The 22,376-nt window shown below is 52.6% G+C and carries 23 protein-coding genes and 1 pseudogene; 8 read left to right on the forward strand and 16 right to left on the reverse strand.

Annotated features, from left to right (window positions below):
- Nucleotides 1-215 precede the first annotated feature (215 nt).
- Nucleotides 216-521, reverse strand: coding sequence for a helix-turn-helix transcriptional regulator (locus Q0S71_RS26060; protein ID WP_296002241.1), 306 nt, complete (start codon nucleotides 519-521; stop codon nucleotides 216-218).
- Nucleotides 522-649: 128 nt separating this feature from the next.
- Here Q0S71_RS26060 and Q0S71_RS26065 point away from each other — a divergent pair, with 128 nt between their 5' ends.
- Entirely contained in the window at nucleotides 650-1,696 is a 1,047-nt protein-coding gene (locus Q0S71_RS26065) for a CAP domain-containing protein (protein ID WP_296002244.1), read from the forward strand.
- Nucleotides 1,697-1,724: 28 nt separating this feature from the next.
- Nucleotides 1,725-2,075 carry a hypothetical protein gene (locus Q0S71_RS26070; protein WP_296002246.1) on the forward strand — a complete coding sequence of 117 codons (351 nt, stop codon included), beginning with the start codon at nucleotides 1,725-1,727 and terminating at the stop codon, nucleotides 2,073-2,075.
- Nucleotides 2,076-2,245: 170 nt separating this feature from the next.
- On the opposite strand, the gene Q0S71_RS26075 is transcribed toward Q0S71_RS26070, so the two are convergent.
- Nucleotides 2,246-3,109, reverse strand: a complete 864-nt coding sequence (locus tag Q0S71_RS26075) for a hypothetical protein (protein WP_296002249.1) — start codon at nucleotides 3,107-3,109, stop codon at nucleotides 2,246-2,248.
- Between the two features lie 1,442 nt (nucleotides 3,110-4,551).
- On the opposite strand from Q0S71_RS26075, the gene Q0S71_RS26080 reads away from it, so the two are divergent.
- On the forward strand, nucleotides 4,552-5,091 hold the full coding sequence (locus tag Q0S71_RS26080) for a cytochrome P460 family protein (protein WP_296002252.1): 540 nt from the start codon (nucleotides 4,552-4,554) through the stop codon (nucleotides 5,089-5,091).
- A gap of 29 nt (nucleotides 5,092-5,120) precedes the next feature.
- Here the strand turns inward: Q0S71_RS26080 and Q0S71_RS26085 are convergent, their stop codons facing one another.
- From Q0S71_RS26085 to Q0S71_RS26115, 7 genes are all read right to left on the reverse strand, one after another.
- Nucleotides 5,121-5,945: an ABC transporter substrate-binding protein gene (locus Q0S71_RS26085; RefSeq protein WP_296002254.1), complete on the reverse strand. Its 825-nt coding sequence runs from the start codon at nucleotides 5,943-5,945 to the stop codon at nucleotides 5,121-5,123.
- On the reverse strand, nucleotides 5,932-6,321 hold the full coding sequence (locus Q0S71_RS26090) for a hypothetical protein (RefSeq protein ID WP_296002255.1): 390 nt from the start codon (nucleotides 6,319-6,321) through the stop codon (nucleotides 5,932-5,934). The genes Q0S71_RS26085 and Q0S71_RS26090 overlap by 14 nt, the downstream gene beginning before the upstream one ends.
- Before the next feature lie 79 nt (nucleotides 6,322-6,400).
- Entirely contained in the window at nucleotides 6,401-7,330 is a 930-nt protein-coding gene (locus Q0S71_RS26095; protein ID WP_296002258.1) for a pyridoxamine 5'-phosphate oxidase family protein, read from the reverse strand.
- Nucleotides 7,331-7,474: 144 nt separating this feature from the next.
- Nucleotides 7,475-8,425 carry an alpha/beta hydrolase gene (locus Q0S71_RS26100; RefSeq protein WP_296002261.1) on the reverse strand — a complete coding sequence of 317 codons (951 nt, stop codon included), beginning with the start codon at nucleotides 8,423-8,425 and terminating at the stop codon, nucleotides 7,475-7,477.
- A gap of 176 nt (nucleotides 8,426-8,601) precedes the next feature.
- The gene (locus tag Q0S71_RS26105) at nucleotides 8,602-9,393 is read right to left on the reverse strand and encodes an alpha/beta hydrolase (protein WP_296002263.1); all 792 of its coding nucleotides are present in this window, start codon (nucleotides 9,391-9,393) and stop codon (nucleotides 8,602-8,604) included.
- 65 nt (nucleotides 9,394-9,458) lie between these two features.
- A complete protein-coding gene (locus Q0S71_RS26110; RefSeq protein WP_296002266.1) occupies nucleotides 9,459-9,830 on the reverse strand; it encodes a DsrE family protein in 372 nt (123 codons plus the stop codon).
- A 153-nt stretch (nucleotides 9,831-9,983) separates the two neighbouring features.
- Nucleotides 9,984-10,883 (reverse strand): LysR family transcriptional regulator, encoded by a 900-nt coding sequence (locus Q0S71_RS26115; protein WP_296002269.1) that lies wholly within the window; start codon nucleotides 10,881-10,883, stop codon nucleotides 9,984-9,986.
- A gap of 107 nt (nucleotides 10,884-10,990) precedes the next feature.
- Here Q0S71_RS26115 and Q0S71_RS26120 point away from each other — a divergent pair, with 107 nt between their 5' ends.
- The 4 genes from Q0S71_RS26120 to Q0S71_RS26135 all read left to right on the forward strand — a co-directional run bounded on the left by Q0S71_RS26120 (nucleotide 10,991) and on the right by Q0S71_RS26135 (nucleotide 16,356).
- Nucleotides 10,991-11,470 (forward strand): hypothetical protein, encoded by a 480-nt coding sequence (locus tag Q0S71_RS26120; RefSeq protein ID WP_296002271.1) that lies wholly within the window; start codon nucleotides 10,991-10,993, stop codon nucleotides 11,468-11,470.
- A gap of 327 nt (nucleotides 11,471-11,797) precedes the next feature.
- The gene (locus Q0S71_RS26125; RefSeq protein WP_296002274.1) at nucleotides 11,798-14,506 is read left to right on the forward strand and encodes a TonB-dependent receptor; all 2,709 of its coding nucleotides are present in this window, start codon (nucleotides 11,798-11,800) and stop codon (nucleotides 14,504-14,506) included.
- A gap of 340 nt (nucleotides 14,507-14,846) precedes the next feature.
- On the forward strand, nucleotides 14,847-15,335 hold the full coding sequence (locus tag Q0S71_RS26130) for a hypothetical protein (protein WP_296002277.1): 489 nt from the start codon (nucleotides 14,847-14,849) through the stop codon (nucleotides 15,333-15,335).
- Nucleotides 15,336-15,408: 73 nt separating this feature from the next.
- Nucleotides 15,409-16,356 (forward strand): PDR/VanB family oxidoreductase, encoded by a 948-nt coding sequence (locus tag Q0S71_RS26135; protein WP_296002279.1) that lies wholly within the window; start codon nucleotides 15,409-15,411, stop codon nucleotides 16,354-16,356.
- Between the two features lie 120 nt (nucleotides 16,357-16,476).
- On the opposite strand, the gene Q0S71_RS26140 is transcribed toward Q0S71_RS26135, so the two are convergent.
- The 7 genes from Q0S71_RS26140 to Q0S71_RS26170 form a co-directional block, all read right to left on the reverse strand.
- A complete protein-coding gene (locus tag Q0S71_RS26140; protein ID WP_296002282.1) occupies nucleotides 16,477-17,091 on the reverse strand; it encodes a hypothetical protein in 615 nt (204 codons plus the stop codon).
- 135 nt (nucleotides 17,092-17,226) lie between these two features.
- Nucleotides 17,227-17,580 (reverse strand): hypothetical protein, encoded by a 354-nt coding sequence (locus Q0S71_RS26145; RefSeq protein ID WP_296002284.1) that lies wholly within the window; start codon nucleotides 17,578-17,580, stop codon nucleotides 17,227-17,229.
- 96 nt (nucleotides 17,581-17,676) lie between these two features.
- Nucleotides 17,677-18,105, reverse strand: a complete 429-nt coding sequence (locus tag Q0S71_RS26150; RefSeq protein WP_296002286.1) for a hypothetical protein — start codon at nucleotides 18,103-18,105, stop codon at nucleotides 17,677-17,679.
- 124 nt (nucleotides 18,106-18,229) lie between these two features.
- Complete coding sequence (locus Q0S71_RS26155; protein ID WP_296002289.1) at nucleotides 18,230-20,155, reverse strand: hypothetical protein; 1,926 nt, start codon at nucleotides 20,153-20,155, stop codon at nucleotides 18,230-18,232.
- A gap of 111 nt (nucleotides 20,156-20,266) precedes the next feature.
- Nucleotides 20,267-20,698, reverse strand: a complete 432-nt coding sequence (locus Q0S71_RS26160) for a GFA family protein (RefSeq protein ID WP_296002292.1) — start codon at nucleotides 20,696-20,698, stop codon at nucleotides 20,267-20,269.
- A gap of 45 nt (nucleotides 20,699-20,743) precedes the next feature.
- Nucleotides 20,744-21,121, reverse strand: coding sequence for a DUF6188 family protein (locus tag Q0S71_RS26165; protein WP_296002295.1), 378 nt, complete (start codon nucleotides 21,119-21,121; stop codon nucleotides 20,744-20,746).
- 77 nt (nucleotides 21,122-21,198) lie between these two features.
- The gene (locus tag Q0S71_RS26170; protein ID WP_296002298.1) at nucleotides 21,199-21,609 is read right to left on the reverse strand and encodes a hypothetical protein; all 411 of its coding nucleotides are present in this window, start codon (nucleotides 21,607-21,609) and stop codon (nucleotides 21,199-21,201) included.
- 543 nt (nucleotides 21,610-22,152) lie between these two features.
- Here Q0S71_RS26170 and Q0S71_RS26175 point away from each other — a divergent pair.
- Nucleotides 22,153-22,376, forward strand: a pseudogene (locus tag Q0S71_RS26175) (integrase); the annotation flags it as partial.

The following is a 22,376-nucleotide window of genomic DNA, read 5'->3' on the forward strand; positions in this document are numbered from 1 at the left end:
CGCCCTGAACGGGCGCCAGGCCGCTAAAGTGAAAAATCGGCCCGCCGGTGCGCCCCCTTCGGGAGGGCAAGCGCCTGCACCCGGCGCATAATATGAGTCGCCACCCGTTTGACGACGTTGACCACCTCTTTGCGGTGTATAGACGCTACTCGCCATAGTGGCAAGTTAGCGCTGGCGCGAGTGGGCAAGTGTTTCAGAGGCGGATGGAAGGAGGGTCATTCCTTAGCGGTCTTGAGAATGGCAGCTTTTTTGCGTGCGCTCGCGCGGTGGTATGCAACCATCAGCTCAGCCAGGCGATCGTCCTCCGTGTAAAAGTACGCCGTCGGAACGTTCAAAATTTCGGCTAACCGCTGGGCAATCAGGAAGTCGGCTTTATGCACACCCAATTCGTAGCGGTTCACTCGTGTGCTCGCCACGAACTGGTCCAGACCAGCCTGAATACCAAGTGTTTTTTGTGATAGTCCAGCTGCAGTACGAATTTCCTTTAACCTGTGCCCCCAAAGCTCATTGGCATTCGCCATTTTGTAGTTCCTCGAAGTTTCGGAACTACGAGAATCGTTACTTACATGATTTCACGATACTACGTATGTCGTAGCTCGTGCTAATATGCAACTTAGCAAACCTACTTTCAAATTAAGGAAGCAAAGTCTTGAAACTGAAATTGACAATGACGATTATTTTCGCGGCATCGCTGTCCGCGTGCGGTGGCGGTAGTGGTGGCCCATCGGGTCAAGTCGCGGCAGCGCCGCCAGTAACCACACCTGTTGTCACTCCTCCCACCGTAACGCCAGGTGATCTGCAAACGACAGTGCCGGTCCTAACCTACGCCTCAGATTCCCCTGAATTCCAGTTCGTCTCAGCGCTCAATGACTTTCGCTCCAACCTGGGCCTGGGCCTGTTGGCGCAGAATCCGCTGCTCGATACGGCGGCATCGAATCACTTGCACTACGTGATAATCAACGATATCAACAATGGCGGGACAGTCGATATGTCGGCGATTAACACGACGTACAGCCGTCCGCAGTTTCATATCGAAGACGCCACCAAACCATTGTTCACTGGAGTACAGGAAATTGATCGTGCGCAGCATGCTGGTTACGCAGGCGCATATGTTGGTGAAGAAGGCGCCTTCGGAGGCAATCAGGGTATTCTGGCTGCCTTCAACTCCCTAGTGGCTACCGTGTACCACCGAACGGGCCTGATGTATCAATTCCCGCGCGAGATCGGCGTAGCAGTCGGGGCCGATGCGTCGCAAACAGTAGTGATGGAGTTAGGCTACCAGTCCAATGTACAACCTCAGTTCAACGCCAGCGATTTCCTAGGTACCTACCCGGCAGACAAACAGACGGCCGTTCCCTTGCATGCGGGGGTGGAAACGCCCAATCCATTCCCTGATCTGTCGACATCAAATGCAGACTTTCCGACCAAAACCAGTTTCCCGATATGCGTGGCGATCAAAGAAGGGCAGACGTTAACTGTGAATAGCTTCACCGTTACCGAAGCGGGCCAGGCAATGCCGTTGGAGGCCCGCCTGATGACGAAAGCAAATGATCCCAATGCATACCTTGCGTCGAATATTGCCTTTATCATTGGCAAGATCCCGTTCAAAACTAATACGACCTACAACGTAGTTTTTTCCGGTAATGCCGGCGCCACCACAGTCAGTAAGACATGGAGTTTCACCACGGGTAGCTAGCCCAAACTTGAAATTGAGGAAAAATGATATGAACGAATATGCTATTGCAACCCAACTAGCCATTACATTGGCTGCCTTGACATCTATTCTTGCGGTGTCTATCCGATTGGTTCTTTCAAAGTATCGGCCGTCAAGTTACTCAACGGACTTTTCAATTGAAATATATGAACACCAGAGAATAGATGTGAAAAATTACGAAATAAGCCGCGCAACTGGACACATCGCGCAGTACACCAAGCCAAATTTCAAAAAAAATAACTTAGAAGAAGACCAGATTTCGAGATCTTTTAAAATCGACACCATGGTCCCACTTGATGATCTTGCGACTGAAATGGGCTTGCACGCTGCTGGCTTAGCCAATAGTTACTTCATAGAATAAAAACAATACCGTCCATGACAACGATGTGACTGATGGAGATTTGAATGATCAATAAACTACTAAAGGACATTTTTCTGGAAGTGAAAAAACAGAGTTTGAAGGAAAGTCTTCAAATTTACTTTGAGCCTGTATTTTTTTGTTTTAAATTAATGAAATTATTTCTTTTAAAGTTATACAAAATTCTCACTTGACTCTTGGAAATACGCATCTGAATAAAAAATATCTGTTATAATTTTTTTATCATAATCCCATATGCTGATCACAATCTTGAGATCGAAAATTTCTCGTTCGTGATTTCTAAGTTCGCACCACCGTTTTGAATTAACATCCCGAAACCATGGTGTGAGGCCAAAATGCTTAGCACGTTGCATTTCTTCGGAAAATCGAGCAGCCAATTTTCGACTTTCAAAGACCAAAAAATTCTCAATGCCATTGCGCTCGAAATATTCTAGTTTTTTAAAGAATTGATAATTTTCCTGTGCGCTAGATTTTCGAGTACGTTCCACTTCAATATTTAACAATACATTATCATCGGACATTATAGAAATATCAGGACGAGTGTATTCATCATAGATAAATCCACGCATTACTCGATCTGTCCAAATTTCAAGCTTACTTTGCCTAATTTTCAAATCATGCCTGTTCTTCAATAACCACAAAGCAGCCCATGATGCGATAAAGTCATGGCGCGATTGCCTTGACGCCTCCCTATCAATTCGCCGGCCTATAAAGGGATATACTTGCTTCACAGTCCGCTGCGCCTTATGCGTCAAAACTAAAATTGTTGCAGGTCTATCATCGATAATGGCGAGTTTCGAGATGAACCATTTCTCATGAACCATCTGAGCTACCCAGTCGCGCTTAGATTGATCTAAATGGTAATTCACCATTTCGACTGTCGCCCATCCAAGTCTAGCAACAAACTGAATTACTGAATTAATTTTAAGCTGCCAGCGTTGCTCGGGAGTCCCAAGCCCCCATCGAGCGGCTATGGCTGCGGCGGTTCTCGGTTGTTTTATCGATTTAGGTTCCATTTCACAATCTTAGCATTGAAGTTGTGCTTTGTGTTAGATTATGATAAATGCAACAGCATTATAATTTTGATGTTTTTTTACATTGTTTTGAGGCTGATTTTCACAGAGCAATGCGATGATAGTTTTCAATAACCTATTCGATGGGGTTGTTAACAACTACATTGAGGTTGTTAACAACTACGCCGAGGTTGTTAACAACCTCAATGTAGTTGTTTTCGCACTTGGCTATTCCTGCGGTTCCAACGCTATGGCGCCAGTACGTTGGTAACAGTAGTTGTGACCATTGTAATAAGATGAATAGGATCTTGATGGCATCCCTACGTCTTCAGTGTGTCGCGAAGCGACACACCTGCGCGGGTGAGTACTAACCGGCAAAGGCAGGCTCCGCCTGGCCGCTAGGGCGGCTTCCCTTTCCCTTTTCCGCTAGGGCGGAAATTAGCACGCACTCTTGCCTCCGGTTCGCTGCGCTCTCTCCGCGCCCCACAGGGGCTTGGCAGGTCCCCGCGAAGCGCGGGAAAGTGCCTTTTTTCCTCACTGGACGCTCGTCTAAAAAGCACTTTCCCGCGTTTCACTTGGGGACGGGCTCCGCCCCCAAACCAGACCGCGTCCTGGGGGTCGCTCTCGTCGCCGTTCGGCGCCTCATTCTGGTTCGGCTCCCCCTGCCCCGCAAGTCTTCGCTGTCGCTCGCTTGCGACGTCTTCGCTGCCGCTCGATTTTACGCGCTTCGCCGCAAAACAAATGCGATCACCCTCTTGCCGAATGCAGACTCTGGCACGGTTGATCGCGCGTGCAAACTTCGGTTGACCGAATTGAAGGCTCTATGCTGGCAATGACGCGCGTGAGAGGGCACTGCTAAATGTCACTGTGCCGATCGGCCGTTTCCGCCCCTAAGCCGCCGCTCGCTTTGTATTATCTTTGAGCGAACAACCAATTCTTCAGCCATTGTCAGCAGTTGTCAGCCACCCTTCAAGCCATAATATTGTCTTACTCTACGATTGGTTGCGAGGTTGACGGGCTATTTTCTCCGGAGAATCATCAAAGGTGGTAATGTGTCTACCGGATAACATGGGCTCTGCACATGCCGAAGATCTTTGATATACACGTAGCCGTTAGACTGTGGATCCACACGTTGAATCAACGCTCTACTGCCCAAGTGTTCATTTGCACGTCGAAATGACCCAGTCCAATTGCCCCCCTCCAAGGTTTAGCACGTGCGCCCAACACTTGGAAGAATGCTCAGCATGGGTCATCCTGGGGTGCAACTATATGCCTGAGACTGAGGCAAAAATTCCTGCATATCGAAAGGCCGAATCAGCCTTTATGGCAGGAGAATTATGGTCTTTTACAGGCACCGAATGCTGCCGTTGCAGGCTGATCTTGACAATTATCCGGCTCTGTATAGACTAAATCACGAATTGTTTTCTTGCAAAAGGAGTCGAAAGATGCGCAAATTACCAATCTTATCTGTCGCCGTTGGTGTCGTTGGTCTGTTGATCGTGCTTTTCAGCGTCGCCAAAGATAACTCCGAGCCTATCCCAACTGCACAAGGATCGCCGGGCTTCGGGGTAACGCTACCAACAGGTTACCGCGAATGGCAAGTTATTAGTGTCGCGCATGAGGCCGGTAATAACAATGACATTAGGGCGATCCTAGGAAACGACATCGCTATGAAGGCAATAAGAGACGCCACCTTCCCATTTCCAGATGGCGCTATCATTGTTAGACTTGCCTATGAGTACATATCATCGGCACGCAATAACGCAATTTTTGGTCGCGATCAGTCATTTATTGCTGGAAATCCGACCAATGTTCAAGTATCGGTAAAAGATTCCAAACGTTTTACTAGTACGGCTGGATGGGGCTATGGTCAGTTTGAAAGCGGCAAAGTCAATACCAGCGAGAAAGTTACCAATAGCTGCTTCGCTTGCCATGCGAAGTTGCCTGCCAGTGAGGATTTTGTATTTACTAAATATTCAAACTAGCTGTTTGCCGCGTGCATCGTACACCACAGCTAGCGCGTATCCGGACCTAACGCCAGGTCGTAACGCTGCAGCAGACTTTGCTGCAAGCCTTCTTTACGTAGGCGCATGAAGGTGCTTTTCCATTGTGAAACTTCTCTTTCGTCTTTGATCGATCCACAGGTCAGGTATAAGTCCATGTTCTGGAGCACGGCACCAACGCGCACAGCTTTCATGCTGCTACCAATTTGGCGTTGAGTCACATCAGCTACCGAGCGAAATGCCACCCAGGCGTCGATACGCCCAATAGCCAGCTTTCGCGCATTGCTTTCTGCCGTGCTTGCGGTTTCGATATCCGTTAGCCCCAGCCGGCGTACAGCTACTTCAGCTGGGCCGCCTAATACGACGCCAATATGCATGTTGCGCAATGATGTTAGATCTTTTGGGTTCAGCACACTATCGCTGCGCAATAGAACCACTAATTGTTCGCTCAACAATTTGGCCAGCCAGACACGTGTGTTTTCGACCTCCGGAAGCCGCCACATCACTGCTAACGTCTGCGGCCGCGTATTCAGCAGCGCGGTTAATCGCCTGAACGGCAGCGCACGGATATCGAGCGTCACGTCAGTTTCGCGAGCGGCCAAGTTCAGCAATTCGTTTACTGCGCCCGCCCCTTCGCCCCGCACTGCACTGAGCGCATTCTCTTCGTTAGAGTAGAAAAATGGAGCAATATTGGTTGAGTAGACGATTAGTTCGCCAGCGTGTCCGAGTGCTGAACCTAATACTCCAGCCAACAACACAGCGCCGAAGAGTAAACGCTGGCAGCGACTGTGCTGGCTGGCCAACAGTAGCGCCGCGCCCGTGTTATTGCGCGCCATGATCGCCACCGTGCGCATATACCTGAACTGCACGCTCCAACTTGATTTTCGTCCGCAGCGCACGTACAGGTACACCTCGCAGTTGGCGCAGCAGCTGCACAGCTGAGCGCACTTCGGAGCTATCAGGGTCCAGCTGGAATATGCTTATGACCGCCGCCGACTTCAGCGACTGTGCTTGCATTGCCTGTGCTGCTGCTTTCTCGACTAACGCTGCATTTTGCTGCGTCACATCGTCCAAACTGGAGACCCCCTGCTTTATCTTTTCGATAGCTGACACGTGTGATATGTCGATTGTGCCCAGCATAATTATCACCAGCATTAATAGGGAAAAGCGGGGCGATAGCCACGTACAGACACTCCAATCCGAAATTTTCATGGTTATCCCCATCAGCAGTTTGCTAACCCAACGGACAAGTCCTGCCTAGGACAGGCTAGCATGCAGCGTAATTGGTGAGTCAGTTGGTTGTTTCCGGCAAGAATGGCGAGGGGTCAAGGTGCTCCCAATTCACATGTTGCGGCGATTGGCGCAGCAGCCAGCGCTCAACCGTAAATTCCCAGAAGCGGCCAGTCCCACCGGTCTGGTTGTGAGGGTCATTTTGGTCCCAGTGCAAGACTGCTTGGCCGCTCAACTGCAGGATCTGTTGTTGCTCAAAATCGGGAATGCAAAGGCCGACACGTGGATCGATCAGCAAATTGCCCATCGTGTTAAACATGCTGTTGCCGTGGAAATCCGGGATACGCAGCAGTTGCTTGTTGACGACCTTAACGAAGCCTGGAGTACCGCCACGGTTAGATGCATCCGCGCCGGCTTCGGCGTGGTGGCTGGCGACAAAAAGGCTGTCGGCGCGTTGCAAAATACCCTCCAGCACGGTATCAATGGCAGTGCCAACGGCAAGCGGCCGTGACAGCTTAACGTCGCCGATCGCCAGCACCTGGCGCCGCCGAATGTATTTTGGACAAACCGGATAGGCTTCGCGAACGACGACCTCAAGGCCGCCGTCATGCAGTCGCTCCACACGGCCATTGACGCGATAGCGGCGACGCGTGCCAAATTCCAGGAAAAGCATGCCGATGTCGGGATGGGCGGGAATATTGGCCCATAGAGGATCGCTGAGGTCACGTTCCGCGACAGGCACATTGACTAAAATTCGGCGCGCATCTTCGCTGGTGTGCACGAAGCCGGGCTGGCCGAACAGTACCGACGACCACAGCGCACCTGCGTCATCCACGCTGCTCAACACTATCATCCACTGCTGGGCGATAAACGGCCGGGCGCCAACCAGCACGGTATCGCTTATCAACGTCCCGTTGCGGGCGGCAATTGCGTCTTGTTTAGCGCGGGTTTGCACGGCCAATTCTCCAGGGTGAAAGTTTGGCTTGTTCATGATGTCTCCTTTGGGTTAATCATTCCGATTGAGGGAGTGACAGCAACAGTAGCGCTGGATGCTGCAGTAATCCGTACTTCGCAGCGGGGTGCTCAATTATTTATTGCCAAGCGGCGTATGCGCAAAAGTGCTCATTTCACCGGCTTAGTTTGTCAACACCTCTCGGTTCTTCCGCATAAATCCAGCAATGAAGGCAGAGATTTCATTCAGCCGCGTATCCATTGCAAAATGGCCCGCGTCAACTATTTCCACCTGCGCCGAAGGTAAGTCACGTTTGAAGGCCAGTGCTCCGGGGACCAAAAAGTTCGGGTCATATTTGCCCCAAACTACCAAGGTCGGCAGCTGTCGCTGCTTCAGCCAAGCCTGCCAGAGCGGATACGCGGCAAGATTGTTTTGGTAGTCATAAGCCAGGTCTGCCTGGATACGCGCCTGGCCGGGTCGGTTGAGGTAAGCATATTCATCCATCCACAAATCCGGGTCATATGCAGAGACGTCAGGATCAGTTCCGACATGGCGCCCACGTGTGACCGCGAGCGACTGGTGCGCGGCCACGACCTCCTTTTCGTGGGCCGCGCGGTCGGCCCAGAAAGGCTTGCGCTTGGCCCACATTGGCCCCAGACCGTCTTCATACACATTGCCGTTTTGAAACACCATTGCTTTCACTGCTGCCGGCCTAGCCATGGCCAGGCGCATGCCCACTGGAGCACCGTAATCTTGCATGACCAATACATAGCGCTGTAATCCTAGTGCGTCGGTGAATTTGGCGGTCACCTCAGCGAGGTGATCGAAGGTGTAAGAGAACGTTGCGGGGTCCGGCGCATCGCTATTGCCAAAGCCCGGATAGTCGGGTGCAAGCAAATGGTATTCGTCACCCAGCTTACGCATCAGGCCATCGTACATACGCGACGAGCTAGGCACGCCATGCAGCAGCAACAGCGTCGGTTTGTTGGCAGCGCCCGCCTCGCGGTAAGCCACTTGTACCCCATCAATGTCGACTGAACGGTAGGCAACGGGGGCGGCCAAGGCGTTGCTGTTGCTGCATAAAATAGCCACCCAAACAGTGCTGACGAGGCAAGACTTGATCAAGCTGCGCATGTTGATCTCCTAGGAGTAGTATGAAATCGATTTTAAAAAAATGTCACTGTCTGCGGAAGGTGGCTGGATGCAATAGACCCGCCCAAGTCCATACGGGGCTCATCGACTTACCGATTTTCCGCTGGGTCAACCATCCTCTTGCATAGCCGGCGCAAGCGGGATGGTTCGCGGAGCAATTACTTGAGCGCTGCGGCTGACTCGATCAATTCTGCTACCTCCGTCGGATGCGAGGTCATCACTACATGCGAAGCTCCATCAACAGCCACGACCTTTTTGGCGGCGGCGCGCTTGGCCATAAATTCAATCGCCGCAGCCGGTATGTTCTTGTCGGCGCTACCGTAAATAAAATAGCTCGGGAGATACTTCCACGCGGGTGCAGCAGGCGCCCCTTCATTGAGCGCCTTAATTGTTACCGGGCGCTGTCCAGCGGCCATCAGCTGGGCTTGAGCTTCCGGAAGGTCGGCGGCAAACTGGCTGTAGAACTTGTCTTGCTGAATGTAGAGATCACTCTCTCCGTCCGCCAGTTTGACGGGTGCCAACAATGTAGGACCAAGCGTGCCGCCGGGGAATTTTCCCGACAAACCGGCCGCAGTTTCGCCAGTCTCCGGTGCAAAAGCCGCAACATATACCAGCGCCTTTACATTACTGCTGTACTGCACTGCTGCAGTGATGACGCTGCCACCGTAAGAATGGCCGACCAGGATCACTGGGCCGGGCACGCTTTTGACGATGCTGGCAATGTAATCTGCGTCGCCCTTGACGCTGCGCAGTGGATTGGCGGCGCCAATTACGGGATAACCGTCCTTGCGCAACTTAGCGGTCACGCCATCCCAGCTGGACGAGTCAGCAAATGCACCGTGGACGAGGATGACCGTCGGCTTAGCGACCGGTTCGGCGGCTTGAGCGGCGCCCAAACCCAAAGTAACAACCAAGCTGCTCTGCAGCAGTCGGGAGGTGAAGATGTTCATAATTTCCTTGATCGTGAGAGACTGCCGGCGCCAGTTGTGACGAGGGCGCCGACGTCGGAGATGGTTTAAAAAGTAAAGACGGTGTAACCGTCGGCGGTAATTTGCGCCACGCTGGGCAGGCCGGAGGTGCCCGGCACGCGGTTGTCGGTGATCAGTTCGAAACCCGATTTCTCTGCGTCTTCACGGGCGCCAAACACGTCGGCGCAGCCGCAGGAAATGCCCATTACTTTGTCTTCCACACCTTTGTACAGCGCATGAATAGGGTGCGCGGTGTCGGCCAGCACGCCAGGCCAGCGGGTACCGGTGCCGGCGAAATAGATGCCCACCTCAGTACCTTGCTGCTTGAAATCATAGGCGGCGGCGAGGCCGTTGAACATGCGGCCTAACGCTTCTTCGCCTGCTTTTGGGTCCGACAAGATGATGATTGCTGCTTTCATGACTGCGCTCCTGGGTCGTTGAGTAAAGGGACTTCGTCTACTCGCCGCAGGGTGCAGCGAATGAGTCCATTCTAGGCAACGACTGGCCGCAGAGAAACTACGCATGCCTCAATTGATTGTTTCGCACGACGCAATTGGGCTAGTGTGGGAGATTCAGTTAAGGAAGGGATTTGCCCGCAGCCGGGTGGCCAGCATATCGATAAAACTGCGTACCTTCGAGGAGCCGAACTTGCTTTCCCGGTGCACGATGTTCACCGGCCAAGGCGCCTCTTCGTAATCGGCAAGAACGATCTTTAGCGTACCAGCAGTCAGCTCTTCAGAAATCATGTACGACAGCAGTCGCGTGATCCCCAAGCCGGCGACAGCGCTGGCAATCGCTGCGTCGTTACTGGTAACCGTCAGGCGGGGCTTAACGCGTACCGTTGCCAGGTTGTCCGCGCCCCCAAATTTCCATTCAACACGCGGCGAGATGCCGCTGGCGGCGATCACAGCGTGCTGTAACAAGTCGCAAGGGTGCATGGGAATGCCGTTGCGGGCCAAATACTCCGGGGAAGCGCAGAGGACCCGTCGGACCTGTCCTACTCGCAAAGCTTTGAGACTTGAGTCCGGCAATTGACCAATCCTAACAGCGACGTCGATTCCTTCCTCCACAAGGTTAACTACCCGGTCGAGAAAATAGGCTGACACCTCGATTCGGGGGAATTGCTGCAAATAGTCGACAATGCATGGCACAACAAAAGACTTGCCGAAGAGTACCGAAGCCGTCACCGATAGATGACCTTGGGGGTCGGTATTGACGCCGGCCGCCGCCTCATTGGCTTCGACAATACTGGACAAAATAAGGCGTACGTCATCCAGATATCGGTGTCCGGCGTCGGTCAGCCGAACGTTGCGCGTTGTACGCAACAGCAGCTTAACGCCCAGCCCATCCTCCAACCCCGCAATAGCGCGCGTTACTGCCGCAGGCGACAGGTCCAGCCGACGAGCAGCAGCCGCGAAGCTCTGCTCCTCGCCCACCGCGACGAATACGGCCATCAAATGGAGTTGATCCATCGAGTATTCCTTTTCGCGAAATAGTGATTTGCCAAACGGCCCCTACTCATGTCAGCGATTATTTCGCAAAGTACCGCTTACAGCAACTTCAAATTCAAGTGAGCAGCATGAATCGACAACAACTGCGCAGCATCCTCAGCCAGACCAAGGTCGGCGCCGAAGTCAACAGCCAAGCCCATGGCCTGGCAACGCGAAGCACGCTGAATCTCCAAATGCGTGTACGGATCGCCTTATGTCTGGTAAAGCGTGGCCTTTGTGTCTACCCGCTGTTAGATTTACAGGAAATCGGTAGGCAAGCCAGCATGAATGGCGCAGAAATGGCAGCGAATATGGCCGGCACCAGTCACGACGCGCAAGCCACCGCTTGCTTGTGTTTTGTTGACGCCATGGTTCACAGCGCGCCGGTTCTCGATGTCGGACAATATTGCGCAATGATCGCGGCAGGCTTTAGCCAGGAACAAATAATAGAGGTGATCACTCTGACGTATGGCCATCTCCTACTCTCCAGACTGTGTGCACTGATTATTGAGCAAGACGAAACAGTGAATTGCATTCCATCCGCTTGCACAAGCGCCTCCCTTGCATAAAAATCCACAACTGGTATCTGATAATTAGAGAGTAATAGTAAGTTACACATCTATATCCGACCCGACTTAGCCCAGCCACTGGATTAGTCAGATAATTGGATAAAAGGCCGGCTTAAGATCAACATAGCTCTAAGCGATCCGAATCGATAGCGCCAATAGACCGCAGGATGACAGATATTGTGGAAGCACTGGCGCCGCAACGCAAGCGCTGACGTCATACAACGAATTGCGCCATCCATGCAGATGTCTCTAGTCATCAGTATCAAAAATTGGGATGCCGTCAGCATGAGGTGTCCTGTTTATTTTTAATTAATCGAGACTTTAAACATGACCAAAGAAAAAATTCTGGCCCGCTCGCTACGCTTGATGTTCGCCGGCAGTGTCGCGCTGGGACTTGGTAACGCCACCTGCGCCCAAGCGCAAACGGACACCGCCTCCCCCTCACCGGCAATGCAGCGCGTGGAAGTGACTGGCACCTCGATCAAACGTGCGCAAGCCGAAGGCTCGCTGCCGGTGCAGACCGTCACGCATGAGGACATTCTGAAATTGGGCGTGACGTCTACCGAAGCGCTGCTATCCTCGTTGACCGCCAACAGCATGGTCGGCGGCACTGGTAGCGCGCAAGGCGTCGGTTCGTCGACCTATGGCGAATCGACTGCGAGCCTGCGCGGCATCGGCGCGAACAAAACACTGGTGCTGGTCAACGGCCGTCGTCTGGCCAGCTATGCCACCGACGGCACGTCTGTCGACATCAACTCGATCCCGCTGGCCTCGGTCGACCACGTTGAGGTGCTGAAAGACGGCGCCTCCGGCGTGTATGGTTCGGACGCCATCGGCGGCGTAATCAACTTTATACTGCGCAACAACTTTAGCGGCATCGAGCTAAATGGCTACTCGAGCGGCACCAAGGATGGCGGGGGCGCCAATTACAAAGCTTCGATCATCGCCGGCTTCGGTGACTTCGATGCCGACCGCTACAACATCACTTTGTCGGGCGACTTCGGCAAGGACAACGACATCTTCGGCAGCCAGCGTGGTTACGCCCAGCAGTCGTGGAACAACAATGGCCTGCGTGACGGCAGCGCCACGCCGAGCGGCGCCCTAACGAGCATGGATGGCAACGCTACCTCGTTGGGCAATCCGCTGACCCAGGCGACCTGCGCCACCAACGGCAGCCAGTGGGATGCCAACACCAATCGTTGCCGCTTCAACTCGGCGCCGTTCGTGCAGCTGGTGCCGCAGGTCAAGCGCGTCAACGTGGCCGCCAACGCCCGCTTCAAGCTCGACGAAAACAACGAAATCTTCGTCGAAGGTTTCCATTCGCAGCAGACCACCACCACGGTGTCTCAGCCTGCGCCGTTCAGCAACCTCTTCCTGGCGCCGGACACCGCCTTCGCCGCAGCCGGCGTCTACCCTGGCATCATCCTGTCGCCGACCAGCCCTTACTATCCAGCCGCCTACCTGGCCGGCCGGGGCGTCACCGGCCCGGTATCGGTCAGCTATCGTTCGTTTGACGCTGGTAACCGCCAGCACGAAGATTACTCCAAGCAAGACCACTTGGTGATCGGCATGCGCGGTACCATCAAGGGCTACGACTACGACGTCGCCTACGTGCACAACAACAGCGACGTGACCGAAACCACCCAGGGCGGCTACTCGTCGGAACTGGCGCTGACCAAGCTGCTGAGCAACAACAACGCCTTCAACCCGTATGCCGCAACCCAGACCCCAGCTCTGGCAGCACAGATCGCCGCGACCAATTACAACGGTCAGATGATCCACAACATGCTGAGCAATAATTCGCTGCAAGCGAAGGTCTCGGGCCAGCTGTACACGCTGCCAGCCGGTGACCTGATGTTCGCCATCGGCGGCCAGCTGATGACCGAAAGCCTAACCCAAGATCCAAGCGCAGCCTACCAGTCGGGCGACATCTCCGGCTATGGCGGCCAGGCATTGCCGCTGGACGCTTCGCGCAGCTCGCAAGCATTGTTCGGCGAACTGAGCGTACCTATCTTGAAATCGCTGTCGTCGGATCTGGCGGTGCGTACCGACCGTTTCCCGACCGCCACGTCGACCAATCCGAAGATCAGCTTCCGCTACCAGCCGCTGTCGCAGCTGCTGGTGCGCGCATCTTATGGGCGCGGCTTCCGGGAGGCATCGCTGCCTGAACTGAATAATCCGCAGACCTTTGCAACGACGCAGGTTTTCGTTGATCCGGTCAAGGGTACGTTAGGCCAGTTCAACCAAATTGTTGGCGGCAACACGAAACTGAAGCCAGAAAAATCAGAACAATCCTCGCTGGGTTTCGTCATCGATCCTACGCCGGGACTTTCCGTCGCGGTTGACTACTGGAAGATCAACGTCCGTAACCTTGTGACTACACTCGGTCCTGAATTCATCGTCGACAGGGCCGCGAGCGGCAACCCAGCCTACACTGGCTTAGTGCAACGTGACGCTGGTGGCAATATCTCGCAAATCACCAGCACGAACATCAACGCCGGCGGGCTGAAAACCGCAGGTGTCGACTTAGACGTCCGCTGGCGTATCGCCAAGACCGACAACTACGGCACCGTCAGCACCCGTCTGAATGGCACCTACACGACCCAATACGACCTTACCCTGCCGGATGGTGAAGTCCAGCAGAGCGTGGCCCGCAGCGTCGACGCCAACGGTACAGTGCTGAACGCGGTGGTGAACGGCGGTATCGTGTTCCGCTGGCGAGACCAGTGGAGTCTGGATTGGAAGTATGCAAACTGGAACATAGATTTGACCAACAATTTCCAGTCTGGTTACTACGATGCGGACCGCTACGACAATGGAGCGACCGTACACGTCGGCTCGCTCTCAACATGGGATACGCAATTGGCGTACAGCGGTATCAAGAACCTGACCCTGCGCGTCGGCGTGAAGAATCTGTTTAACCGCATTCCGCCGGAAGTCATCAATGTAGGGGAATATTTCCAGGCTGGCTACGATCCAAGCTACTACGATGCACACGGCCAAACTGGCTACGTCAGCGCAAGCTATAAGTTCTAAGTTGATCGCGTAGTAGTACCCAATAAACATGCCCACATGTTTTGTACTGTCGCAAAAAGTTGGGCGTGTTTAGTTTGCCAGACAGCCAAGTGCTGAGTGCTGAGTGCTGTATTGCAAAGGACCCAGCACCTTTAATTGTATTTTGATGCACATCTTGATTGCGTCGGCAGATGGGACTCGAGGTCATCTTGTAATTCGCCGACACTGGTGAATTTCCTCGGTGGGAAAAAATCCGCCTACCGCACGGCGCAGGAAGTCCGCATGCCGGCATTGTCGAGGCAGCCTCCTTTGCTGGCTCCATGCCCTTCTGCAAAATGTGGCGGCTACCTAACCAGAAAACATGATGAATCAACAGCAGCGCGGCATTCTTGGCCGTAGCAACGTCGGCGCTGAACTTATTCGGCTGGCACACGGACTGGCATCGGGGAGCAGCCTTAATCTCCAGACGCGTGTACGCATTAGCTTATACCTAGCGGCGCGTGACCTCTGCGTCTATCCTTTAGCAGAGCTGCAGGAAAGCGGCCGCAAGGCCGGCCTGCACAGTGCCGAAATGGCGGGGAATATGACCGGTATCAGCCACGACAAACAAGGCAGCGCTTGTTTGGACTTTGTAGCAGCCGTAATAGACGGCAAGCCCGTGCTCGATACAGCCCAGTACCGGAACATGATGCTGGCAGGCTTTAGGCAGGAGCAAGTGTTGGAAGTCATCACGCAGGCGACCATACATCTGCTGCTAGTCAGGCTGTGTGCAGCGATTACAACGCACGCCGAAACGGTGAATTTCCTTCCGCTGGCTTGTTCAAGCACTGCGCTTGAATCACAATCGTGAAACGGATGCAATCGCTTCCTCCCGCTTAGCCTGCCTAGGCGCCGTCTGGCAGCGCTAACCCACCGGAGGTTCCATGAAATACGTCATTTCCGAGATCATCACGCATAATGCTGCTGTCAAAGAAATTCGGCTAAGGGACCCTGAAGCCAAGGCGCTGCCGGCCTGGCCGCCAGGGGCCCACCTCCAGTTATGCCTGACCGGGCGCGATGGCCAGACACACGAGCGGCATTATTCGCTGGTTGGCCCGCCGGCTGCCAGCAGTGACTACCGTATTGCGGTGCTGCGCCTGGATAACAGCACTGGCGGTTCGCGCTGTCTGCATGAGGAACTGGAAGCCGGGATGCTGGTCGATGTTGCGGGTCCATACGACAGCTTTCCATTAGCCCCCGTCGCCAGCACCACGCGCGTCATGCTCATTGCTGGTGGCATAGGGATTACCCCGCTAGTGTCGATGGCCCATGCGCTTGGCGCGCGTGGTGTTCCCTTCACATTGCATTATTTGGCACACAGTGTGCAACGTCTGATACTGCTGGACGAGCTGCAGGCCATCCCGCATATGCAATTGGTGATGCACCTATCACAGCAGGCCGGGCGGGCGGATCTGGAGGTCCTGCTAGGGTACTACGATGGTGCTGTAGAGTTATATGCGTGTGGCCCAGTGCCGCTGTTACAGGCGCTGAGGCAAAGCGGCAATCGGCTGGGCTGGCCTGACAATGCGATGCACTTTGAAAGCTTCGGCGCGCGTCCCGCAGCTAGCGATGCACCACTGTGCGTGGAGCTGGCGATGTCGCAGTTGCAGATCACAGTGCAGCCAGGCACATCCATCCTCGATGCACTCATCGCCGCCGACGTCTTTGTGTCATATGAATGTAAGCGAGGTGAATGCGCCAATTGCTATACACATGTGGTCTCTGGAGATCCTGTGCACCGCGACGTCTGCCTGACGCCAGCACAGCGCGCGGTGGGCATGTGCACATGCGTCTCATGGGTAGCTAGTGGGCGACTAGTTTTGGACCTGTAGGTAAAGTGCCATCTGAATCCAGCCTTGGGGAGAGGCCGCTTTTGGCCGAACTCGGCCGACAGTATCAGGGTAGCAGCTTGGCCGATGGTAGCTACCGTTAAGGCTAGCATGCACGAAATGCTATTTTGTAGCTGGGCTTTGAGCAGAGTACAAATCACGCTCTGAAATCCAACCGCGTGTACGCTTGTTTTCCGGGCTTACATATTCAACTCGCACCCGGCCAGACTGCTGCTCAAAGACACGCAACGCATTGCCTTGGACGACGTATGCTTTGCGTGGGCGTGCGCCCATTGAGTCCTCGTAGAAATAAGCTTTTTTTGCAGAGACGACCCGGATGGCCTGCCAAGTTCCTACTTCTGTAAGCCTAAATGATGCTGGTTCCGATGCAAAGTGCTGAACATTCCAGCATCCCCCATGCTCCTCTTTCAGCGCCACACGAATAGCGTTCCCTCCAGTCTCGGCATCGGCTTCAATGGTTCCCGCAATTACTTCCTTCGGGTCACGGTCGGCAGGAAACCAAGTGTCCACGTGAACCATGGGAGCACCGATTTTTCCACTGACGAAGAATATACAACTGAATTGTCCATTTTTAGTAGAACTTTCGAAGTATCCCGTTAAAGTTCCCTGCTGGTCTACGCCGATTAACAGCCCACCATAATCCCCTGAATTTATAGGGGCAGCGGTACTGAATGCAGCGAACAGCGAGAGGATTAACGCTAGAAATATCCTACGCACTTCAAATAACTCCTTAATTTAGGTCACGAATGCTTAACACGTTTTCGGGAGAAATGTCCGGTCTTGGCCGCATTCTGACGGCTGTATCAGCATGCACAGCAAGTCATCTAGTTGTCTATTAAAAGGTTACGAAATTTATTGAGCATTGTATACCGCACGCCATGACGCTCCAAGTCCGGCACCCACAATCGCACCGAAGAATACGCCAACGAAGATCGCCACGACGAAACCCAATAAAGCACCTATATCTTGTAATGATTCTCCGAACAAACTGGATAGCATACCCTCACCATAGGGAGCAGCGAAAAACACAGCAAACCAAAACGCCGAAACGATCATAGCCCCACCACCGGCTTGCGCCCAACGCCACGAAATCAAAAAAGCTGAATTCAAAAAATGACGAATGGCGATAGCCGCAAATGCCAATGCGGCCCAGATCGCAAGTACGACAAGAATTGCGTATAGCAAAAAGCTTAGGACAGTCGGCATGTGATCTGAACCTTCATTTTTTTTGAGAGGCCGCTTCTGGCGATCTCGGCCCAAGGCAACACGATACCAGCTTGCTGAAATGAAAATCGCGCCGAATTAGTCAAAAACATCCGGGTGCGCATCTATCCACGCATCAAGCTTAATTTTGTACTCAAGCATCGCGCCGTTAAGATTCTGAGCCATAGGAAAAGCTCGCATGATCATTTGCAGCGGCTCAGTGTAATCGAAGACCACGTGTGTTTCCTGCGGGTCGTTAGCATGCTTGGCTTGATTTCTGGTTCGATTCAAGATGCCCAATAATACAGACTTGCGCTGCTGTTCGGGAACCGCCTTATCGACGTCGTCCTCGTGATACTTCGTGATTTCTTCAACCGCCACGGGCAAGTCGGCACGCTTCGATAGCTTTCCAAGGATTTCTTCTGCCGCCCCGGCTAGCGTCAACGCCGATAGATAATCACCATCAAGAAAAAGCTGTATTGCGACGACGAGCTGATGAGTCGCCACCTCAAGTTTTGTCATTTCCATGCTTATTGCATTCCCTAATCAGACGATCCGATGGGATGAGGTTCACTAAATAATCCTGGATGTCCCTCTGCTTTAGTTCGGAAAGTCTGATCATCAAAGAAATTCAATGTATGGGAGCGACGCCTCACCAGAATTTGTACCATGGTTTGACCGAGGAGCGATGGACGCGTTCTGCTGTGGCTTCACGCTGCATGCTTCGGAATTTGTCCAAGTCTGTCTGCAGAGTGTAACCTTCACTTATAGCTTGCGCGGCCCTTTTACGTTCGACTTCCAAGTCTTTGCGCAGTTGCACCACGGTTTGCAGCGCCTTGTCGAGTTGCCCCGCCTGCATTTCTTTTGTCGTCAACAGTTCGCCATAGCGCTTCGATGCCATGACTTCCTGAACTGATGGGGACGAAGCAGAACGATTTGAAGGTGTAGCGGCCGTAGTATCGAGACTCGTCGTCAGCGCCGTGCTGGGTGCCTTGATCTTCATGACCTGGGCGTCCACACGCAGTTGCGCCACGGTCTCTTGCGCAATATTGAGTTCGGCTTGCAGCGACTTGACTTTGGCTGTCAGATGTTGATAGTCGACTGGCTCGCGAACTGCATTCAATTGCGCGGTACTTGCTGATGGGGTACCCACATCGACCGATTTCTTACTCGGAATGGTATTGCCGCTTGCACTCCACCAGCCCATGCACAGGTCGCCGATAGTGTTGGTGAGGGCGGTCTCGAAATCGCGTGTGACGTCGAAATAACCAGTTTTCGCGTGCACCAATTCATGGATGAGTACGCTGGAGAAATCCTTGAAGGAATTCAGCTGTGGACGCCATATGATGATGGAGGAGGTAGATGAGTCCCAGCAGCCCAAAGTCTGGCTTCGGCTCATTAAATCCGGTCGCATGGTGTTCGAGATCTTGATTGCGGCCACCTTGGCAGGCATTCCGCCGAATACTTCGATAATAAAGGAAGTGGTGTCGAAGATCTTGCGTTCCTGACTACCGAGCGCTTGAACCTCGACGAAGTCGAAACTGAAGCTGTCGTTGTAAGTCTCGGTGAATTGCGTGAGGTCCACCATGGGACGGCCTTCGATGTCCACCGAGTCGGCGATCTTGGCCCTGAGATTATCTGGAATCGTGAGAATCGTGTTTCCATTTTCCCGCGCTTGGTCCATAAGGTCGGGATAACGCATCGCCTCGTACGCGGTAACCAAAAGCACTTTTTCCTGAGCGTTCAAGATGCGTACCGCGTGCTCCTGTACGTCAATCCAAGCAAGTTCATCGTGCATTTCGCCCGTTTGAAAGCGAGATATGTCTTCAGCAAGCTTGCGCGCAATATCCCCATTGGTCGACGCCAGCAGGATTTTCTTAACAGAGTCTGAGTACGCAGTACGGCCCACATGAGAGCGTTCCCGGTTGATGGCTTTCTTCATCGCCGCAGTCATCAGCGTGATGTTGTACGAGAAAAGAAAATTGGATTCCTCTGCAACCTTTACGCCATTGATGTAAATCGCGCCGGGACCTGAGCGACGGCTGATGATCTCGCCGAAACGAGTGGTTGCCAGCAACTCCTCACTGGAAAACTTCAAAAACAGAGCCTTGGCAGCCTCCATTTCTTCGTCATCGACTCCCTCAAGCGCAAATTCAGTTCCGACGAATGACGGATCTTGGGCATCTTCGATGATGGCGTGCAAGGTGAAGATGTCGCCGAATCCGTGCTTGGCTGATTTGTGGGTCGAAATAGTCCCAAACCGCGACCTGATTCGGGCGGCGACGTTATGACGTTCGAAGGTGGCCAGGGCATCCTTTAGCCCGATGCCGAATCGGCCGATGACAAGCGGGCTGTTGAGCTTTTCCTCGTTCTCGTTCTGTGTGAGGTGAGTATATCGAATGCCTCGACCTCGATCCCGAATAAACCAAACACCATTGCGCTTATCGATCTCAGCGGGTTCAGTGTCCGTCAAGAGTTGTTCGTCAATTGCGTTTGCTATAATTTCGCGAATGCCATGGTGAACCTCCCAGTTTTCTAGAATTTTTTCTATGTTGAGATCGAAGCTTTTACTCGCCATCTGAACTTCCTGTTTTAGGTATTGTTGCCTCTGATTTACTAGCCTCACGCACAGTCCATAGAATCGAGAATGCAATTTCGGACGTCTGGTTTTGGCCGGAAACCGCCAGCCTTATACGGTTGGAACATAGCGAATCTGGCCAGCAATCAAAGGGCCTGCATTGGCAGGGCGATCCTTCGGGTGAACAGTCCCCTCATTTACTGGGACCGTATCAAAGTCGAACGGGCTAATACCATTTAAGCACGCGACGTTGACACCATATTGCTCTGGATTAGATCGACGCTGATGATGTGTATAGATTCCGCATTTTGAGCAGAAATAATGCTTGGCTTGCATCGTGTTGAATTGGTAAAGAACTAGAGCGTCCTGGCCCGTAGTGATGTGAATATCAGAGAGGTTGGCCGACACAGCAACCGCACCTCGCATGCGGCAATATGAGCAGTTGCAACGCCTGGCCGTATGCAAACCATTCGTGAGCCGAACGTGAAATTGAACCGTACCGCAGTGGCATGTCCCACTGATTTCGTTGATATCTTTATCCATAAATCTCACATTAAATGACCGTCGGCTCTTGGCCGAAAACGGCTTTCACCATTCTTTAGTAATCGTCACATACTGCCCCGCAACGAAGAGATGGTACGCTTCGAAGCCTTGGTCATCAACCTTCAGCATCAAAGTCATACTTTCGCCGAATTGGAGACGAAGCTCATTATTTAGAAGTCGCTCGACAGCTGTTACACGTTGCCCCAAGAGTGCTACAAGACTAGCGGCAGGCGTGGCCAGGTCTGAATTTTCCGCCAGAATAATTTTGCCGTCCTCAGTTTGGTACTCGAATCCCGCCTCGATGTCTACTCTGTCCCGCCCGAAATTAAGCGATAAACTATGTCGCCCAATAGCCAATTGGATTAGCTCCTGAGTCAATAAATCGTTCAGCGGAAAATCTTTCGGAATTGATAATCCAGCCATTGCTACTTTCTATAATGTCGCATCGCCGTCCGGTCTTGGCCGAAAGCAACAACACAGCATTTTAATATGGATTTCATTCACATAACTGGAACGCTATGATAGCTTAGCAAGAATTTTTTTCGGTCATCGTTTATCCGCGCTTCACATTCCTGTTGTTGTATCTTGGCAGGAAGCTCGTCAATGGAATAATATACAAACGAAGCCTCAAACTTGCATATAGCAACCTTATATTTTTCAAACGCCAATTTCTCTACTCGAAAATTTTCTAAAAATTCACTCCGCCGAGAAGTCCAAGAATTACTATTTATGCCGTCTATTGTAGCTTTCTCTGCAACGGCCAAATCTCTTTCACTCGTCAATCTATTCTGTTTGACGCAATCATACTGTTTTATTTTATCTGGCTCTTCAGTACAAGACTCTGTATTCTCTGCTCTCGCTTTGCAGAAAGCACAAGCTAAAAAGAAAAAGAAAAAGAAAAATAATCTCATACTCGGTCTCCGATTTTTCAAACTTGCATTCTTTATCAAAAATTCAGCGGCTGTAAAAAATGGCCGCTACTGTCCGAACACGGCCGAGATTACGCACGAATGCGAAGACTTTGGCAATTAGCTTATTGATACCCGTCAGCATGGGCTTTCGCCACGCAGTCCTCAAATCTAGATTTGCCTAGCGAAGAGGAAAACAGACCCGTGCCCACTTGCTTGCACGTTATTTCCCCGCCGTTAGGATTTTTAAGGGTCTGGTCTTGGACGGGCACTAATGCACATCCGCAAAGTACAAAAGAAAGCACACCGAAGAAGCCGATTTTTTTCATTGTTATATCTCCAAAATTAACTGCCGCCAAAGTTAACAGCTGTTAATGCGACAACGCGATTGAGTGCCTACATCGGCGAATGGCCTCTGCTGGCCGACTGCAGCCTGCTAGGCCATAGCATACCAGCTTGCCGAAATGAAAATATCACACATTTCCACATACCTGTGTGTGCTCCAACCGCGCATAGTAGAGGCCCAACCTACGAAGGAGGTCGATAATGGATACGAATACTTGGGACCGCGAACAGAGTGCTCCCTGGAACAAGGGCAAGCTCGTTGGTCAGAAGGCGCCACTGAGGATCAGTGAAATTTGGGCGATCAGGGTACGCCTGGAGATTTATGGGCGTCGGCGCGATCTGGCACTATTCAATTTGGCCATCGACAGCAAATTGCGTGGCTGCGATCTAGTTCAATTGCGAGTGCAAGATGTCTGTCACGGCGG

This window comes from Rugamonas sp. (assembly GCF_025354735.1).
Taxonomy (GTDB): Bacteria; Pseudomonadota; Gammaproteobacteria; order Burkholderiales; family Burkholderiaceae_D; genus Rugamonas.

Coding starts and splice junctions, on each gene's coding strand:
- Q0S71_RS26060 (WP_296002241.1), bottom strand. CDS start 521: ATGGCGAATGCCAATGAGCTTTGGGGGCACAGGTTAAAGGAAATTCGT.
- Q0S71_RS26070 (WP_296002246.1), top strand. CDS start 1,725: ATGAACGAATATGCTATTGCAACCCAACTAGCCATTACATTGGCTGCC.
- Q0S71_RS26075 (WP_296002249.1), bottom strand. CDS start 3,109: ATGGAACCTAAATCGATAAAACAACCGAGAACCGCCGCAGCCATAGCC.
- Q0S71_RS26080 (WP_296002252.1), top strand. CDS start 4,552: ATGCGCAAATTACCAATCTTATCTGTCGCCGTTGGTGTCGTTGGTCTG.
- Q0S71_RS26085 (WP_296002254.1), bottom strand. CDS start 5,945: ATGGCGCGCAATAACACGGGCGCGGCGCTACTGTTGGCCAGCCAGCAC.
- Q0S71_RS26090 (WP_296002255.1), bottom strand. CDS start 6,321: ATGAAAATTTCGGATTGGAGTGTCTGTACGTGGCTATCGCCCCGCTTT.
- Q0S71_RS26095 (WP_296002258.1), bottom strand. CDS start 7,330: ATGAACAAGCCAAACTTTCACCCTGGAGAATTGGCCGTGCAAACCCGC.
- Q0S71_RS26100 (WP_296002261.1), bottom strand. CDS start 8,425: ATGCGCAGCTTGATCAAGTCTTGCCTCGTCAGCACTGTTTGGGTGGCT.
- Q0S71_RS26105 (WP_296002263.1), bottom strand. CDS start 9,393: ATGAACATCTTCACCTCCCGACTGCTGCAGAGCAGCTTGGTTGTTACT.
- Q0S71_RS26110 (WP_296002266.1), bottom strand. CDS start 9,830: ATGAAAGCAGCAATCATCATCTTGTCGGACCCAAAAGCAGGCGAAGAA.
- Q0S71_RS26115 (WP_296002269.1), bottom strand. CDS start 10,883: ATGGATCAACTCCATTTGATGGCCGTATTCGTCGCGGTGGGCGAGGAG.
- Q0S71_RS26120 (WP_296002271.1), top strand. CDS start 10,991: ATGAATCGACAACAACTGCGCAGCATCCTCAGCCAGACCAAGGTCGGC.
- Q0S71_RS26125 (WP_296002274.1), top strand. CDS start 11,798: ATGACCAAAGAAAAAATTCTGGCCCGCTCGCTACGCTTGATGTTCGCC.
- Q0S71_RS26130 (WP_296002277.1), top strand. CDS start 14,847: ATGATGAATCAACAGCAGCGCGGCATTCTTGGCCGTAGCAACGTCGGC.
- Q0S71_RS26135 (WP_296002279.1), top strand. CDS start 15,409: ATGAAATACGTCATTTCCGAGATCATCACGCATAATGCTGCTGTCAAA.
- Q0S71_RS26145 (WP_296002284.1), bottom strand. CDS start 17,580: ATGCCGACTGTCCTAAGCTTTTTGCTATACGCAATTCTTGTCGTACTT.
- Q0S71_RS26150 (WP_296002286.1), bottom strand. CDS start 18,105: ATGGAAATGACAAAACTTGAGGTGGCGACTCATCAGCTCGTCGTCGCA.
- Q0S71_RS26155 (WP_296002289.1), bottom strand. CDS start 20,155: ATGGCGAGTAAAAGCTTCGATCTCAACATAGAAAAAATTCTAGAAAAC.
- Q0S71_RS26160 (WP_296002292.1), bottom strand. CDS start 20,698: ATGGATAAAGATATCAACGAAATCAGTGGGACATGCCACTGCGGTACG.
- Q0S71_RS26165 (WP_296002295.1), bottom strand. CDS start 21,121: ATGGCTGGATTATCAATTCCGAAAGATTTTCCGCTGAACGATTTATTG.
- Q0S71_RS26170 (WP_296002298.1), bottom strand. CDS start 21,609: ATGAGATTATTTTTCTTTTTCTTTTTCTTTTTAGCTTGTGCTTTCTGC.